Raw genomic sequence first — 14,995 nt, 5'->3', positions numbered from 1 at the left:
GTTGTGTTGGCTAGCTCGATCTCTGCCTCGCGTTCGGTACAAAACTCTCCCTGCTTGGCTTCTTGGTGGTGAGAACGGTACAAAACTCTCCCTGCATGCGTAGATTGCGCCAAATTGGGCCATTTCGGGCGTGCAGGGAGAGTTTTGTACCGGAAAGGCGGTGAGGGCGGGTGTGCTGGGAGAGTTTTATACCGGATATGCCGTGGACGGGTGCCTGCCGGGCGAATTTTGTCACGGGGCGAGTAAGGAGGGTGCCTGAGCGAGTTTTCTCGCGCAGCCTGGTGCGTCGCGGCGACATATCTGCGCCCACAGGCAGGCCAGCACGCCCCTTCTCATTGAACCGTCATACAGTCGTCATGCAGACACGTGCGGCCTCGCACAGCCATGCACAGCCACACGCGGCCCGGCACAGCCACGTACATGACCCGTGCAAGCTGCGTACAGATCGGAACAGTCTCATCCAGCCGACACGGTCCCGCACGACCCCGCACGCTGCCTCCAACAATCCGCATGCAGGAGCGCCCGGGGCCGTGGCCCCGGGCGCTCCCAGCAACAAATAAGCTCAGACAACTACCTGAACAACTTCAAAGCGTTCGGCCCGATCATGAACGGCGCCAAGATCATCGACGAACCCAGTCCCACGCCAAAACCGCCAATCACATCCGTCACCCAGTGGACGCCCAGGTACAGGCGCGTCACGCAGATGAACACGATGAACACGAGGGCGGCGGCCCACAGCAGGTAGCGGAGTCGACGGCCCAGGCGCGTCATCGTCAGCACCAGGACCAAGGACACGATCAGGGCGGTCACGGCCGTGGCGTGACCCGACGGGAACGAGTAGCCGTCCTCGGTGATCAGCCGGTAGGCCTCTTCTGGGCGTGGACGCGAATCAATGTGCTTGATGATGTAGCCATTGATCCCCGAAAAGGCCACGGAACCCAGGATGTACAGGGCGTGCATGACCTTCTTGACGAGCCACCACACGAAGGCCGCGACGGCCACCGCTACGATGACGGCGCGCTTGGGATCGAAGAGCCACGACGCGCCCGTCATGAACGTGTTCATCGCCGGGGTACGCGACGCAATGAAGTCATTCCAGACCGTCGTATCGATCGGCAGGGGGCTCGTGATAAACCCACCAGCGACGGCGACAGCCGCGACGAGGAGAACCCCGATAACGAGAGGGGGAGTCAGGAATCGACGAACAATCATAGTGAAATCCTACCGTAGTGTCAGTCGTTTGCGCCGTACTCGTACACCCAGCGCCCAGCCCGCCGCGAGAAGCGCGAACGCTCACGCATCTGCCCGGTTTCGCCGGTAGCCACGTCACGCCACGAGGCCACGAAGGTCACGGTGCCCTCCTCGTCGGAGGGACCCCCGGCCTCGGCCCCCAGGACCTGCAGGCCCGTCCACTGCGTCCCCTCCACCCAGTACGGGGGAGCGGGGCGCGTGCGCGGGTGCCACGTGCGGAACAGGTAGTCCTCGTCGCGCAGCGCGAACGCCGTGTAGCGCGAGCGCATGAGCGCCTCGGCGGTCGGAGCCACCTCGCCGTCCAGGTAAGGCCCGCAGCACTGCGCCAGCAGCGCCCCCGACCCGCACGGGCAGGTACGAGGCCGGGGCGCGCCAGCGCTCGCAGCGCCGGAAACAGCGGGGGAGGAGGTCACGCCTGGTCGCCCAGGGAAGCCAGCCAACGCTCCGCATCCAGGGCGGCGCGGCAGCCCGAACCAGCGGCTGTAATGGCCTGGCGGTACGTGTGGTCCACGGCGTCACCGCACGCGAACACGCCCGCCACGGACGTGCGCGTCGACGGCTCGTCGACCGTGATGTAGCCGACCTCGTCGAGGGCGACCTGGCCACGCAGGAAGCCCGTGCGCGGCAGGTGGCCGATCGCGACAAACACGCCGTCCACGGCGATCTCGCGAGTGGAGCCATCCACCGTGGAGGTCAGGCGCAGGCCGGTCACGGACTCGTCACCGAGCACCTCGGCGACGGTCGCGTTCCACTCGAAGGAGATCTTCGGGTTGTTCAGGGCGCGCTCAGCCATGACGCGCGAAGCGCGCAGGGCGTCGCGGCGGTGCACGACAACGACCTCGGACGCGAAGTTTGTCAGGAAGGTCGCCTCCTCCATCGCGGAGTCGCCGCCGCCGATGACCGCCAGGCGACGATCCTTGAAGAAGAAGCCGTCGCAGGTCGCGCAGTAGGAGACGCCGCGGCCGGAGAACTCCTCCTCGCCGGGCACATTCATGTGACGGTACTCCGAGCCGGTCGCCAGGATGACGGCGCGCGCGTAGAAGACCTCGTCCTCGGTGGCCACGGCCTTGACGTCGCCCTCAAGGTTGACGGCGACGACGTCCTCGTAGCGCACGTCCGCGCCGAACTTCTCGGCCTGCTCGCGCATGTTGTCCATGAGCTCGGGGCCCTGAATGCCCTCGGGGAAGCCGGGGAAGTTCTCGACCTCGGTCGTGTTCATGAGCGCGCCGCCCGCAGCCAGCTGGCCGGCCAGCACGATCGGGGCGAGGCCCGCGCGGGCCGTGTAGACGGCAGCCGTGTAGCCGGCGGGACCCGAGCCGACGATGACGACGTCGTGGACGGTGGTGCCCTCGGGTACCTCGGCCGACGGGATCTGCACCTCGGCGGCCTCAGTGGTGGCCTCGGTGGGTTCGGCCGTCACAAGGCCCGGAATCGCAACGAAAGACATGCGTACCCTCCTTAGGGGTTACTGAACGGTGAGTTCGGAGATCCACGCCCAGTTGCGGCCGTCCTGGCCCTTGGGCATGGAGCGGAACTGCAGCGCGATCGAGTCGGTTTCGACAGGGGTCGGGAGCTTAATCGTGGTCGTCGGAGACAACGCCGACGTGGCCAGTTCTGTTCCACCGCGCGGGTTCGACGGGTCCGTGACGTTACGCACGACGACCTCACCGCCGGAGGTGGCCGGATCCATGTTGAGTGTCACCGAGGACACGGTGGCCTTCTGCTGCAGCTTGACGACGATCGTCACGGAGGTCTCGTCGCGGAACTGGTTAGTGTCAAACCAGCGTGAGGACCACGACGTGGACGGGTTCGAGTCGATCATGTTGATCGCGCGGTCCGGGTGGTCGCCGTCATCGTTGTTCCACGACAGGACCTGCACGGAGGAGATCACGGGCGTGACGGACTCGGTCGGGGGAGGCGTCGTTGTGAGGACGGGTGCGGGTTCCGCGCCGGATTCCTGGGCGCTCACGCCGTCACGCAGCGACTGGCCGAGGTCCAGGTTGGTGACCGGGCGCGTCGCCATCCACGGTCCCCAGATCGCGCCGAACAGGAACAGCACGACGCCGAAGATGAGTGCGGGGCGCGTCGGGTCGATCAGCTTCGCGGAGCGCTCGGGCTTGGAGTTGTCCTCGCTGGACGAGGCCGGGGCAGCGTGTGCGGGAGCCGCCGGGATGGGCGGAAGGGAGTCCATGACCTCGGTCGGATCATCGACCGGGGGAGCGGGGATCGCGGCCTCGGCCGTCGGCTGCACGCGGGGGATCTGGTGCGTGGCGGGCGCGTCTGTGAGGGGTTCGGGGTGCGGGTAGTCCTCGAAGTTAATCTCGCTGTCGCGCTCGTATCCGCTGGCCGCGGGTGCGGGTGGCGGGGGAGCGAGCGGGAAGGCTGGCGCGGCGACCTCGGCGCTGTCCGTGGCACCGGTGAGGGGCTCGACGCCCAGCTCTGCGAGGGACTCGGCCACTGATCGGCCGTCCGGCTCAGGGGCCGGGTCCGCGTCGGGGGCCGGAATGGGGTCGGTATCGGGACCGGGGATTGAGTCAGTGTCGGGCAGGGGGATGCCCTGCGCCTGGGCGATGGCCTCAACAGCGGGCGCTGCGATGGCCTCGGCAACGACGGGATTCTCGACGGGAGCCTGCGTCGCGGGGCCGAACACCGGGACCTCGGCGGGGGCAGGAATGGGCGGAGCGTCAACCGATTCGTCGCTCGACGAGGCGGGGGGCACCGGGGGAGCGGGAATCGGCGAGTCGGCGACGACCTCGTCGAACGACGGCAGTTTCTTCTCGTCGCCGGTGCGTTCGGGCGTGGGAGCCATCGGATCCTCCGTCTGGTCGGGTGTGTGTCTCGCCATTATCGCAGCTGGGTCGGGGGTCGCAGGGGAAGACGCTGCCAGGATGTTCACCACAGCGGCGGGCACGTGCAGGCGCGTGAGCAGTGGGCGCATCATCGCAGCGGATTCGCGGGGGGCCGCGAAGCGCAGGACGATCAGGTAGACGAGGCCGGTCACCGCCGAGACGACGGAGAGCTTGACGCCCGCCAGCGCCATCCGTCCCAGCGTCGAGGAGACGCCTGTGTGGATGCCCATGATCCACAGGACGCCGAAGCCGACGAGGCCGGCGACGACCGCGCTGCCCAGGTAGGAGACGTAGGAGCGCAGCAGTCCCGCGCGATCCACGAAGCTATTTTCACGCGAAACCCACACGACGGCGATAACGCCCTGCGTGAGGCGGCACGCGGTCTCGCCGAGGGCCGCGGCGACGACCCACCAGCGTGCGCCGGTGAGGGCGTACATGGACCAGCCGACGATGACCTGGATGATGGTGGGGCCGATGCCCATGAGGAACACGGGCTTGACGTTCTCGTAGGCGAAGAAGACGCGCTGGCTCATGAGGACCATGCCGGTCGACGCGACGCCGGGCATCAGCGAGGCGAGGACGAGGGCGTAGCCGGTGACGGCCTCGGGATCTCCGCCCTTGGCGGCCATCGCGATCTCCATCATGGGGACGGATCCGGCCATGAGCATGGCTGCTGCGACGAGGGTCAGCGACGTGATCGTGCGCACGCCCAGGTGGTAGCTGTCGGCCACCGCCCGGTCGTCGCCGTCGGCCACGGCCCCGGCCATGCGGGTGAAGATCGCGGTCGTCAGGGACACGGTGATGAGCGACTGCGGGACCATGAAGATCATGAAGGCCGTCGAGTAGGCCAGGATGCCGACGACGCCGCCCTGCGCGCCGCCATGGCCGATGAAGCCGTCGGCCATGGCCGCCAGGTTGTTCGTCGACAGGACGCCGACTTGAGAAACACCCAGGGTCGCGAACGTCCACCCTGCCACGCGCGGCATCGAGCCAAAGGAGGTTCCGCGGAAGTGGAAGTCCGGCTTGAAGGACACGCCCGCGCGACGCATCGGCCACAGCAGGCACAGCGCCTGGCAGATGACGCCCAGGGTCGCGGACCCGGCGAGCACCCAGAACTGTGCGCCTGTCAGGTCGCCCGCGGGGATGCCGCCGTCGGGCGCACCGCCCCAGATCACGAGGAACAGGCCGAGGCCGGCGATGCCGACGACGTTGTTGACAACCGGCGCCCACATGTAGGGCCCGAAGATTTCGCGGGCGTTGAGAAGCTCACCCAGCAGGTTGTAGAGCCCGTAGAAGAAGAGCTGGGGCAGGCACAGCAGCGCAAACAAAATCGCGAGGTTACGGATGTCCTCGGTGTAGCCGGCGGCCGTGATCATGACGAGCACGGGGGCCAGCACCATCGTCGCAAAGGTCACGAGGAAGAGGAGTGTTCCCGCGAGGGTCAGCAGCCGGTTGACATAGGTGTCACCGTCGTGACGGCGCTTGATCGCCCCCACGATCTGCGGGACCAGGACGGCGTCGAAGATGCCGGATGCCAGCAGGTTGAACACGGTGTTGGGCAGCGTGTTCGCCGTCTGGAACGCGGCGCCGACGCCGCCGGCGGTCGCGCCGACTGCCGCGATCAGCATCGCGTTACGGATGAATCCGAGGATGCGCGACACCATGGTGCCCGATGCCATGAGCGCCGATGCCCTCAGGATTGATCGGCGAGGCGTATTCGAGCTCATGGGGTCTCCTTCGTCGTTGTCGTCGTTGCTGTCTCGGATTCGGTGTTGTCGTCTGTGGGCACCGAGGCCTCGTCGGAGAGCGTGTCGTCGCTGGCCTCGGGCGTGGACTGCGGCTCGTGGGATCTGGCCTCATTGGGCGCGCCCTGCGCCTTGCGGGCGGCCCGTTTGCGGAGCGACCGCGTGATGCCGACGAGGAAGAGCGCTCCGAAGAGGGAGGCGATGACGGCGGTGATCGCGTCCTCCCACCCGGCGCGCATGCGCACGGTCACGGTCTGGGAGTCATCGAGGATGTGGCCGTCCGGCGTCGTGACCTTGTAGGTGACCTCGATGTCGCCGCTGCCGATCGCGCCCACGGGCACCTCAACCGTCGTCGCCCCCTGCGCGGCCAGCGTTTGGTACTGCGCCGGGGTGGCGCGCAGACGCGGGTCGTCGGGCACGAGGGTCACGTCGACGTGGAGCGGCCACGGCAGGTTGTTGCGCACGAGGACGGGAAAGTTCGCGGACTTGTTGATGAGGTTGACGGCCGAGGATGGTTCGACGGTCACCGCGGAGAGCATGCCCGTGATCTGCGACGTCATCGCGGTCGCCGAGTCGAGCTGTTCGGAGGGGGTGAGCTGCGCGGCCAGGGAGGGCAGGATCTGGGGCGTCACCGATTCGTAGACGGCGTCGGGATCGTCCGTGGCCTTCGCGAGAGGCATGAGGCTGGTCAGGGACGAGGCCATGGCCTCGATCGCGGTGGACGTGTCCGCGTCGAGCGTGCCCGCGCCGACGGTCTGACGTTCAACGTCGGTGGGCTCGCTGGCGGCGATGTCACTGAACGACTGGGCGGAGACCCAGCGCGGGGAGAAGAGGGCGTTGACACGCTTGGTGAGGGACTCGTTGACGGTCGTGCCGCGCGCGGCCGCCGCAAAGAGGGTGCGCGACGAGGAGGGGCGTTCGCGCACGATGATCGCCGTGATCGCGGTGAGGGCCTGTTCGGCGTCGAGCTCATCGCCGCCGGATGCGTTCCACGACAGGATTGCGGAGATGTCGCTCTGCTGGGCGAGGGTGCGCGCGCCCGTTCCGTCCGTCGAGGTCTCTCCGGTGGCGGGGTTGACGTTCACGCGCGCGTAGGAGGTGAAGGTGACCTCTTCGGCGGGGGTAAGCGCCGAGGCCGGGGCGATCGTGATCTGGTCGGTCGAGGCATAGTTCGACAGGAATGACGTGCCAAAAGTCGTGTCGGCGGGCCATGCGACGTTGCGCAGGATCGTGGGGCCCGCGTCTGGTGCGATCGTCGTCGTGCCGCTCTGCCCGGATGGGGATGATGACGCTGAGGCGCTGGGGGTTTCCGTGGCGCTCGCGGAGGGTGAGGGGGTGGGCGATGCGGGTGAGGCCGTGGGTGAGGGCGTGGGGGCGACCCAGCCGGCCTCGCGCAGGGATGAGGGGAAGGCCGCGATCGAGTGGGAGGCTCGGTCCCAGAAGCCCGTGTTGCCCGACAGGGCGAGGGCGCCGAGGTCGGCGTCGCCCTCCGGGAGCGCGATGAGCTCGTTTGCTGCCCCCATGAGGGCGGACACGAAGGCCTCCGACTGGAGGTCGCGCGAGCGCTGCGCCGGGTCGGTCGCCGTGGGCGCGGGCGTCGGGGTGGGGGAGGGGGACGGGCTGGGTGAGGCCGTGGCTGCGCCCGATTGCCCCGATTGGGTGCTGGGATGACCGGATTGACCCGATTGGGTCTCGGAGGCGTCGGAATCGGGCGAGGGGCTCGGCGAGGCGGTGGGCTGCGGTCCGAGCGGGATGAGCAGCGGGTCAACGGCCAGGGTGACGCCCGGGGAGGCGGCCAGATTCAGGACTGCGGAGCGTTCGGCCTGGTCCTGGGTGGCGCTCGTCGAGGTCCAGGGGACCACGGCGTTGACGCGCGAAGCAGAGACCTGGGCACCCGAGTCCCACACGAGGATTGAGCGGTCCTTGCCGGAGTACTCGCCGGAGTTGGCGGCCACTGTGATGACGCGCGGTCCCCACTCGGTTGCGTCGGTCAGGGGGAGCGAAGAGGTGGGGATGCGGATCTCGAAGGAGACCGTGGCACCGCGGACGACGTCGGTGAGCGAGGAGGATGCAGCGTGCGTGGCGTCGGGTTCGTCCTCGGTGAGCGCCGTCGTGAGCGCGGCCACCGAGATCGGCGTCTCGTTGGCGACGAACACCTCGAGGGAGATATTCGCGAGAGTCGTCGGCGAATCGTTGTGAACCGTGCCGGACACGACCACTTCGTTCTCACTCGTCACGACGCGAGGGGAGAGCGAGTTAATCGAGATGACGAGACCGGATGCCTCAGCCGCAGCGCCCATCACCGCGGGGCGCGACGCGTCGGACTGCGAGGCTTCCGCGGGTCGGGGAGCGGCCCCGGCCTCGTGCAGTCCGAGGCCGAAAGGAAGAGCCATCACCGCGCACAGGGCGGCCACCCGCAGCGCGCGCCTAGTCACGGCCATCCCGATACAGCAGGTCCAGGGCGATGCGCACGATGCGACGCTCGTTGGGGTAGGCGAGCTGGCGCGACACGTCGCGCAGCGGCACCCACGCGGCCTCCTCGGCCTCGTGATCCGGATCCCCGTCGACGGTGATCGTGCCGGACTCGTACCCCATCAGGTAGTGGTGGACGACCTTGTGGACGCGGCGGTCGTTGCCGGAGAACCAGTAGTCGATCGACGCGAGGTGGCGGATGATGCGCCCGTGGATGCCCGTTTCCTCGGCCACCTCACGCAGAGCGGCCTGCTGAGGAGTCTCAGAACCCTCGAGGTGGCCCTTGGGCAGGCACCACTCGATGCGGCCCGCCCGATTGCGCCGCGCGATCAACGCCGCATAGGGAATTCCGTCACGCACGTCGACGACGATGCCGCCCGCGCTGGTTTCCGCGGAAATCGGCAGATGAGAACGGCCAGCGCGCACAGAAGCGGACCGACGCGGGGGTCTGGGTACCCCGCCTCGGCGGTCAACTGGACGTGCAGGCATAACTCCACTTTAGCCGGTACGCGGCCCCCGGTAGTCGGCCAGGGCCCTTTCCTGGCATGCTTAAGAGCGATGAGTACCCAGTCAGCTTCTCCGAATAACGGCCCCGTGACCGCGCAAAACGCCGGAACGACGGACATTCCTACCCTCATGGCGAACGCCACGAGGACCTTCGCCGCGCTCCCGCCCGCGATTATGGAACTCGGCACGATTTTTCACGAGGCCGGGGAGGAGCTCGCGCTCGTCGGCGGGCCCGTGCGCGACGCCTTCCTGGGAGTGACCCCGCACGACTTCGATATGACGACCTCCGCGCGCCCCGAGCGCACCGAGGAGCTCCTGGCGACGTGGGGCAACGCGACCTGGGACATCGGCAAGGAGTTCGGCACGATCGGAGGGCGCCGCGGCGACCTGATCGTCGAGGTGACGACCTACCGCACCGACGAGTACGAGATCGGTTCGCGCAAGCCCGAGGTGACTTTCGGCGACACGCTCGAGGGCGACCTGACGCGTCGCGACTTCACGGTCAACGCGATGGCGATGCGCCTGCCGCAGATGGCCCTCGTCGACCCCTGCGGCGGCCTCGCGGACCTCGCGGACGGCAACCTGCGCACCCCCGTGTCCGCCGAGCAGTCCTTCGACGACGATCCGCTGCGCATCATGCGCGCGGCCCGCTTTAGCGCGCAGCTGGGCCTCGACGTCGACATGGATGTCATGAACGCGATGGAAACCATGGCCTCGCGCCTCGAAATCGTCTCGGCCGAGCGCATCCGCGCCGAGCTCGAGCGCCTCATCATCTCGCCCTATCCGCGTCGCGGCATCGAGCTGATGGTCCACACGGGCGTCGCCGACATCGTCCTGCCCGAGGTCGCCGCCCTCGTCTCCACCGTGGACGAGCACAAGCGCCACAAGGACGTCTACGAGCACACCCTCACCGTCGTCGAGCAGGCGATGGACCTGGAGACCGGCCCGGACGGCCCGGTTCCCGCCCCCGACTTCATCCTGCGCTTCGCGGCCCTCATGCACGACGTCGGCAAGCCGGCGACCCGCCGCTTCGAAAAGAACGGCACCGTGTCCTTCCACCACCACGAGATCGTGGGCGCGAAGATGACGCGCAAGCGTATGAAGGCCCTGCACTTCGATAAGGCCACGACCGAGGCCGTGACCACCCTGGTCGCGCTGCACCTGCGCTTCCACGGCTACGGCGAGGCCGCCTGGTCCGATTCCGCGGTGCGCCGTTACGTGGCCGACGCGGGCGACCTCCTCGAGCGCCTCCACCGCCTCACGCGCGCCGACTGCACGACCCGCAACCGCCGCAAGGCCAACTACCTGTCGGCCGCCTACGACGACCTCGAGGCGCGCATCGCCGCCCTGCGCGAGCAGGAGGAACTCGACGCGATCCGCCCCGACCTCGACGGCGACCAGATCATGGAGATCCTCGGGCTGCGTCCCTCGCGCGCCGTCAAGATCGCCCGCGACTACCTGCTCGAGCTGCGCATGGAGCGCGGCCCGCTCGGCGAGGAGGCGGCCCGTCAGGCGCTTCTCGACTGGTGGGCGTCGGAGGACGTGCGCGCCCTCGCCGACGAGTACCAGGCCCAGCAGGCCCACTGGGAGGCCAAGGTCGCGGAAAAGAAGGCCCGCAAGGCAGCCGCGAAGGCCGCCCGCGAAGCCGAGGAGAACTGAGAGCGAGCGCTGAGACGGGTGCGGGGCGACAATCGTCACGCCCGCGCACGGTGCGGTGCTGGGGCCGCCGCCGTACTCTGGGAATAATTCGACTATTTGTTTGTGAGGAGAGTTATCGCATGAGCACGTTCACCCCCGAGAAGGCATCGGCCGATATCGGCGTGTACGGCCTGGGAGTCATGGGCGCAAACCTCGCCCGCAACCTGGCCCGCAACGGCTACGCGACCGCCGTCTTCAACAGGACCCAGGCTCGCACCGAGAAGCTCATGGCCCAACACGGCGACGAGGCGACCTTCGTCCCCGCGTCCAGGCTCGAGGACTTCATCGCCTCCCTGCGCACCCCGCGCGTCGCCATCATGATGGTCCAGGCCGGCCCCTCGACGGACGCCGTCATGGAGCAGCTCGCCGCTCTCATGGACGAGGGCGACATCATCGTCGACTGCGGTAACTCCCTGTTCACCGACACGATCCGCCGCGAGAAGTGGGCGGCCGAACGCGGCCTGCACTTCGTGGGTGCGGGCGTCTCCGGCGGCGAGGAGGGTGCCCTGTGGGGTCCCTCCATCATGCCCGGCGGTACCCCGGCCTCGTACGACCGCCTCGGCCCCATGTTCGAGGCCATCGCCGCCACCTACGACGGCGTGCCCTGCTGCACCTACATTGGCGCGAACGGCGCCGGTCACTTCGTGAAGATGGTGCACAATGGTATCGAGTACGCGGACATGCAGGTCATCGCCGAGGCCTACACCCTCCTGCGCGAGGGCCTGGGTGCCACCCCCGCTGAGATCGCCGACATTTTTGCCGCCTGGAACGAGGGCGAGCTCAACTCCTACCTCATGGAGATCACCGCCGAGGTCCTGCGCCAGGTGGACGCCGAGACCGGCAAGCCCCTCGTTGACCTCATCGTGGACGCCGCCTCGCAGAAGGGCACCGGCAAGTGGACGGTGCAGACCGCCCTCGACCTGGCCGTCCCCGTCACCGCGATCGGCGAGGCCACCTTCGCGCGCGGCGCGTCCTCCGAGCCCGCCCAGCGCGCGGCCGGCCAGGCGCTCGCGGGCAACGCCTCCGCCCTCGTCATCGAGTCGGACGAGGCGCGGGCCGCGTTCATTGAGGACGTCCGCCAGGCGCTCTTCGCCTCCAAGATCGTCGCCTACTCGCAGGGCTTCGACGAGATCGAGGCCGGGGCTGCCGAGTACGAGTGGGGCATCGATAAGGGCGCCCTGGCTCGCATCTGGCGCGCGGGCTGCATCATCCGCGCGGCCTTCCTCGACGACATCACTCGCGCCTACGAGGCCGACCCCGACCTGCCGCTGCTGCTGGCCGCCGAGCCGTTCGCGACCCGCTTCCAGGAGTGCACGCCCGCGCTGCGCCGCGTCGTGGCCCAGGCGGCCCTCGCCGGCGTTCCGATCCCCGTGTTCGCCTCGTCCCTGGCCTACTTCGACCAGATTCGCGCGACGCGCCTGCCGGCTGCCCTCATCCAGGGTCAGCGCGACTTCTTCGGCTCGCACACCTACCACCGGGTCGACAAGGAGGGTGTCTTCCACACCCTGTGGGCGGTGCCGGGTCGTCCCGAGGAACAGTGGTCCTGATCTGAAGAGACGGAAGGTTCTCTAGCAGCGGGTGGGTGCGCGGTGAGCGCACCCACCCGCTGTGTTGCGGACCATACTTTGGGGTTCTTTCAGGAAACACCGTTAGGCTAGGAACATAACAATCCGCTGAAAGGGCGAATACGTGGCTACTAACAACGGACGGTCCGACTGGAACGACATCATCGAGCCTGGCGGCTCGGGCGCGTCGCACCGCGACGCCCTGCCCTCGCGGCGCGCGACGCGCGCCGCCGCTTCGTCGCGTGCTTCCAAGAAGGCCGCCACGGCCTCGTCGGCCGGTAAGAAGGGCCCCGCGAAGAAGAAATTCCGGTGGGCCAAGCGCATCGGGTTTGGAATTCTGACCATCTTCCTGGGCGTGTTCATTGCTGGCATGGCCGTGTTCCTGTACCTCTACAACACGCTGACGGTGCCCGCGCCGGACGATCTGGCCCTCGCGCAGAAGACGACCGTCTACTACGCCGATGGCACGACCGAGATGGGTACCCTGGGTGAGATCAATCGTCAGATCATCGACACGACGAAGCTGCCCGACTATGTGCCCAAGACGATCGTCGCCTCCGAGGACCGCACGTTCTACACGAACAATGGCGTCGACCTGAAAGGCATCCTCCGCGCGCTCGTGAACAACCTGCGTGGCGGTGCTCGCCAGGGCGGATCGACCCTCACCCAGCAGTACGTGGAGCGCTACTACATGGGTGAAACCACGTCTTATACGGGCAAGCTCAAGGAAGCCGTCCTGGCGATCAAGATCAACCGTGAGAAGTCCAAGGACGAGGTCATTGGCGCCTACATGAACACGATCTACTTCGGTCGTGGCGCGTACGGCATCGACGCCGCTGCCCAGGCCTACTTCGGCCACGGCGCGGACCAGCTCACTCTGTCCGAGTCGGCGCTCCTCGCGGCCGTCATCCCCGCGCCCTCCGCGTGGGACCCCGCCGTCAACCCCGACAAGGCGAAGGAGCGCTGGGAGCGCGACCTGAACCTCATGCTGGAGGACGGCTGGATTACTCAGGCGCAGCACGACTCCGCGGTCTTCCCCGAGACGATTGACCCCGACACCCTCAACAGTGAGTCGATGAGTGGCACGACGGGCTACCTGATGGCTCAGGTCAAGTCGGAGCTCATCGCCTCCGGCCAGTTCGACGAGGACAAGATCAGCCAGGGTGGCCTGCGCATCACCTCGACGATCGTCAAGGAACACCAGGATCAGGCCGTTGCCGCCGCCGAGGGCATGAACGATGTCGACGGTTGGGATCCCACGTACCAGCACGTCGCCCTCTCCTCTATGGACCCGGCCACGGGCGAGATCCTCGCTGAGTATGCGGGTGCGGATTTCGAGAAGCGCCAGCAGAACGCCGTCACGCAGGACATCGCGATGGCCGGCTCGTCCTTCAAGCCCTTCGCTCTCCTCGCGAACGCGCGCGTGGGTGGCAGCGTCTACGACACCTACTCGGGCAAGTCTCCCCAGTACTTCCGAGGCATGGGAACCCCCGTCACCAACGACGGCGGCTACTCCTTCGGCAACGTCACCCTCGTGAAGGCGACCGCCTACTCGATGAACACGGTGTTCGTGGGCCTCAATGACGACGTGGAGCCGGAGAACACGCTGAAGGCGGCCATCGACGCGGGTATTCCCGAGGACACGGTGGGCCTGAACGAGGAGCTGCTCAACGTGCTGGGCCCCTCCTCGCCGCACAACATCGACCTGACGACCGCCTACTCGACGATCGCGAACGGTGGCGAGCGCGTCACCGCCCACATCGTCAAGAAGGTCGAGGACTCGAACAACAAGCTGCTCTACAGCGGGGACGTGGCCCCCAAGCGCGTGTTCGAGGTCGAGGAAGTTTCCTCCATCATGCCGGCCCTCGAGGCCGTCACGAGCGGTGATGGTACGGCCAGCCGCGTCGACGCCTCGATTCCGCGACTGACGACTGCGGGCAAGACCGGTACCTCCTCCGACCAGCTCTCCGCGCAGTTCGTGGGCTTCGTGCCCGGCATGGTCACGGCCGTGTCGATGTACCAGTCCGACGACGCGGGCAACTCGGTGCCGCTGGACGACGTGGGTGGCCTGGACCAGTTCCATGGCGGCGACTGGCCCGTGGACGTGTGGATCGACTACATGAAGCCCGCGACTGCGAACCTGTCGGGCGACGACTTCACGTGGAAGGTTGCGTCCAACCGCAAGGTGCAGAACAACGCGCCCACGCCCGTGCCGAGCGCGACGAGCGAGGCCCCGCAGTCTGCTCCGGCGCCCACCGAGACGCCTACCCCGACGGAGACCCCGTCCGCCGAGCCCACCGAGGGTTCGGAGAACGGCAACAACGGGAACGGCAACAACGGCAATGGGAACGGTTCCAACAATGGGAACGGGAACAATGGCAATGGTTCCAACAACGGCAACGGTTCCAACAATGGGAACGGGAACAACGGCGGCAACAACAATGGCGGCCGAAGAAACTAGCCGAGCGTCCTAGCGCCACGCCTGCGGGCCCCGAGGGTATCCTCGGGGCCCGCAGGCGTGTGGGAGCCGTTGTGAGCCTCGTTCGTTCAGCCTTCAATGCGCGACGCGGTCTCGCCGCCGTGGCTGAGAGGTGGGAGGGGGCCGTCGATTTCGATGGGGACCCTTTCAATCGAGCCATCGGGGTGCTTGGCGTAGCGTCCGAGCCAGCGCCACGCGTAGGGGCTGGCGCCGATTACTTGTGTCTGATCAGTGCTTAGGACAGCGCACTCTCCCTTGGAGAGACCGGTGATCGTGAAGCGAACCTGTTTGCCGGTGGTGGCGTCCCAGATTTGAGCCATGCCGCTGCGTGATGCTGTGAGGATGTGGGTGCCGTCGGGTGACCACGCCACTGCAGTGATTCGATCCGTGTCTGCGACTCTGAGTGTTTGTGTGTTGTCTCCGGTGGTG

10 protein-coding genes are annotated in these 14,995 nt (G+C 67.5%); 3 read left to right on the top strand and 7 right to left on the bottom strand.

All coding sequences use genetic code 11. The annotated features are described in order from the left end of the window. Positions 1 to 570: 570 nt before the first annotated feature. The 6 genes from O3684_RS09920 to O3684_RS09895 are packed head-to-tail and all read right to left on the bottom strand — an operon-like array spanning position 571 to position 8,743. Complete coding sequence (locus O3684_RS09920; RefSeq protein WP_500066742.1) at positions 571 to 1,212, bottom strand: phosphatase PAP2 family protein; 642 nt, start codon at positions 1,210 to 1,212, stop codon at positions 571 to 573. Between the two features lie 20 nt (positions 1,213 to 1,232). Continuing rightward, positions 1,233 to 1,664: a YchJ family protein gene (locus tag O3684_RS09915; RefSeq protein ID WP_500066740.1), complete on the bottom strand. Its 432-nt coding sequence runs from the start codon at positions 1,662 to 1,664 to the stop codon at positions 1,233 to 1,235. Further along, positions 1,661 to 2,698, bottom strand: a complete 1,038-nt coding sequence (trxB, locus tag O3684_RS09910) for a thioredoxin-disulfide reductase (protein WP_500066738.1) — start codon at positions 2,696 to 2,698, stop codon at positions 1,661 to 1,663. The genes O3684_RS09915 and trxB overlap by 4 nt, the downstream gene beginning before the upstream one ends. Positions 2,699 to 2,716: 18 nt before the next feature. Next, positions 2,717 to 5,827 carry a lipid II flippase MurJ gene (locus O3684_RS09905; protein ID WP_500066737.1) on the bottom strand — a complete coding sequence of 1,037 codons (3,111 nt, stop codon included), beginning with the start codon at positions 5,825 to 5,827 and terminating at the stop codon, positions 2,717 to 2,719. After that, on the bottom strand, positions 5,824 to 8,286 hold the full coding sequence (locus O3684_RS09900; protein ID WP_500066735.1) for a DUF6049 family protein: 2,463 nt from the start codon (positions 8,284 to 8,286) through the stop codon (positions 5,824 to 5,826). The genes O3684_RS09905 and O3684_RS09900 overlap by 4 nt, the downstream gene beginning before the upstream one ends. Continuing rightward, a complete protein-coding gene (locus tag O3684_RS09895; RefSeq protein WP_048677501.1) occupies positions 8,273 to 8,743 on the bottom strand; it encodes an NUDIX domain-containing protein in 471 nt (156 codons plus the stop codon). Before O3684_RS09895 ends, O3684_RS09900 begins: the two co-directional genes overlap by 14 nt. 210 nt (positions 8,744 to 8,953) lie before the next feature. Here O3684_RS09895 and O3684_RS09890 point away from each other — a divergent pair, with 210 nt between their 5' ends. From O3684_RS09890 to O3684_RS09880, 3 genes are all read left to right on the top strand, one after another. Continuing rightward, positions 8,954 to 10,483: a CCA tRNA nucleotidyltransferase gene (locus tag O3684_RS09890; protein ID WP_500066744.1), complete on the top strand. Its 1,530-nt coding sequence runs from the start codon at positions 8,954 to 8,956 to the stop codon at positions 10,481 to 10,483. A gap of 119 nt (positions 10,484 to 10,602) precedes the next feature. After that, entirely contained in the window at positions 10,603 to 12,069 is a 1,467-nt protein-coding gene (gene gnd, locus O3684_RS09885) for an NADP-dependent phosphogluconate dehydrogenase (protein WP_500066733.1), read from the top strand. A 142-nt stretch (positions 12,070 to 12,211) separates the two neighbouring features. Continuing rightward, a complete protein-coding gene (locus O3684_RS09880) occupies positions 12,212 to 14,548 on the top strand; it encodes a transglycosylase domain-containing protein (protein WP_500066731.1) in 2,337 nt (778 codons plus the stop codon). 86 nt (positions 14,549 to 14,634) lie between these two features. Here the strand turns inward: O3684_RS09880 and O3684_RS09875 are convergent. Continuing rightward, the coding region (locus O3684_RS09875; protein ID WP_500066730.1) for a WD40 repeat domain-containing protein at positions 14,635 to 14,995 on the bottom strand (361 nt) is incomplete at its 5' end.

Source organism: Pauljensenia sp. 20925_1_27 (genome assembly GCF_041432835.1).
In the GTDB taxonomy this organism is placed as follows: Bacteria; Actinomycetota; Actinomycetes; order Actinomycetales; family Actinomycetaceae; genus Pauljensenia.
Note: the sequence above shows the minus strand (reverse complement) of the source record. Positions and strands in the feature narration are given on the sequence as shown.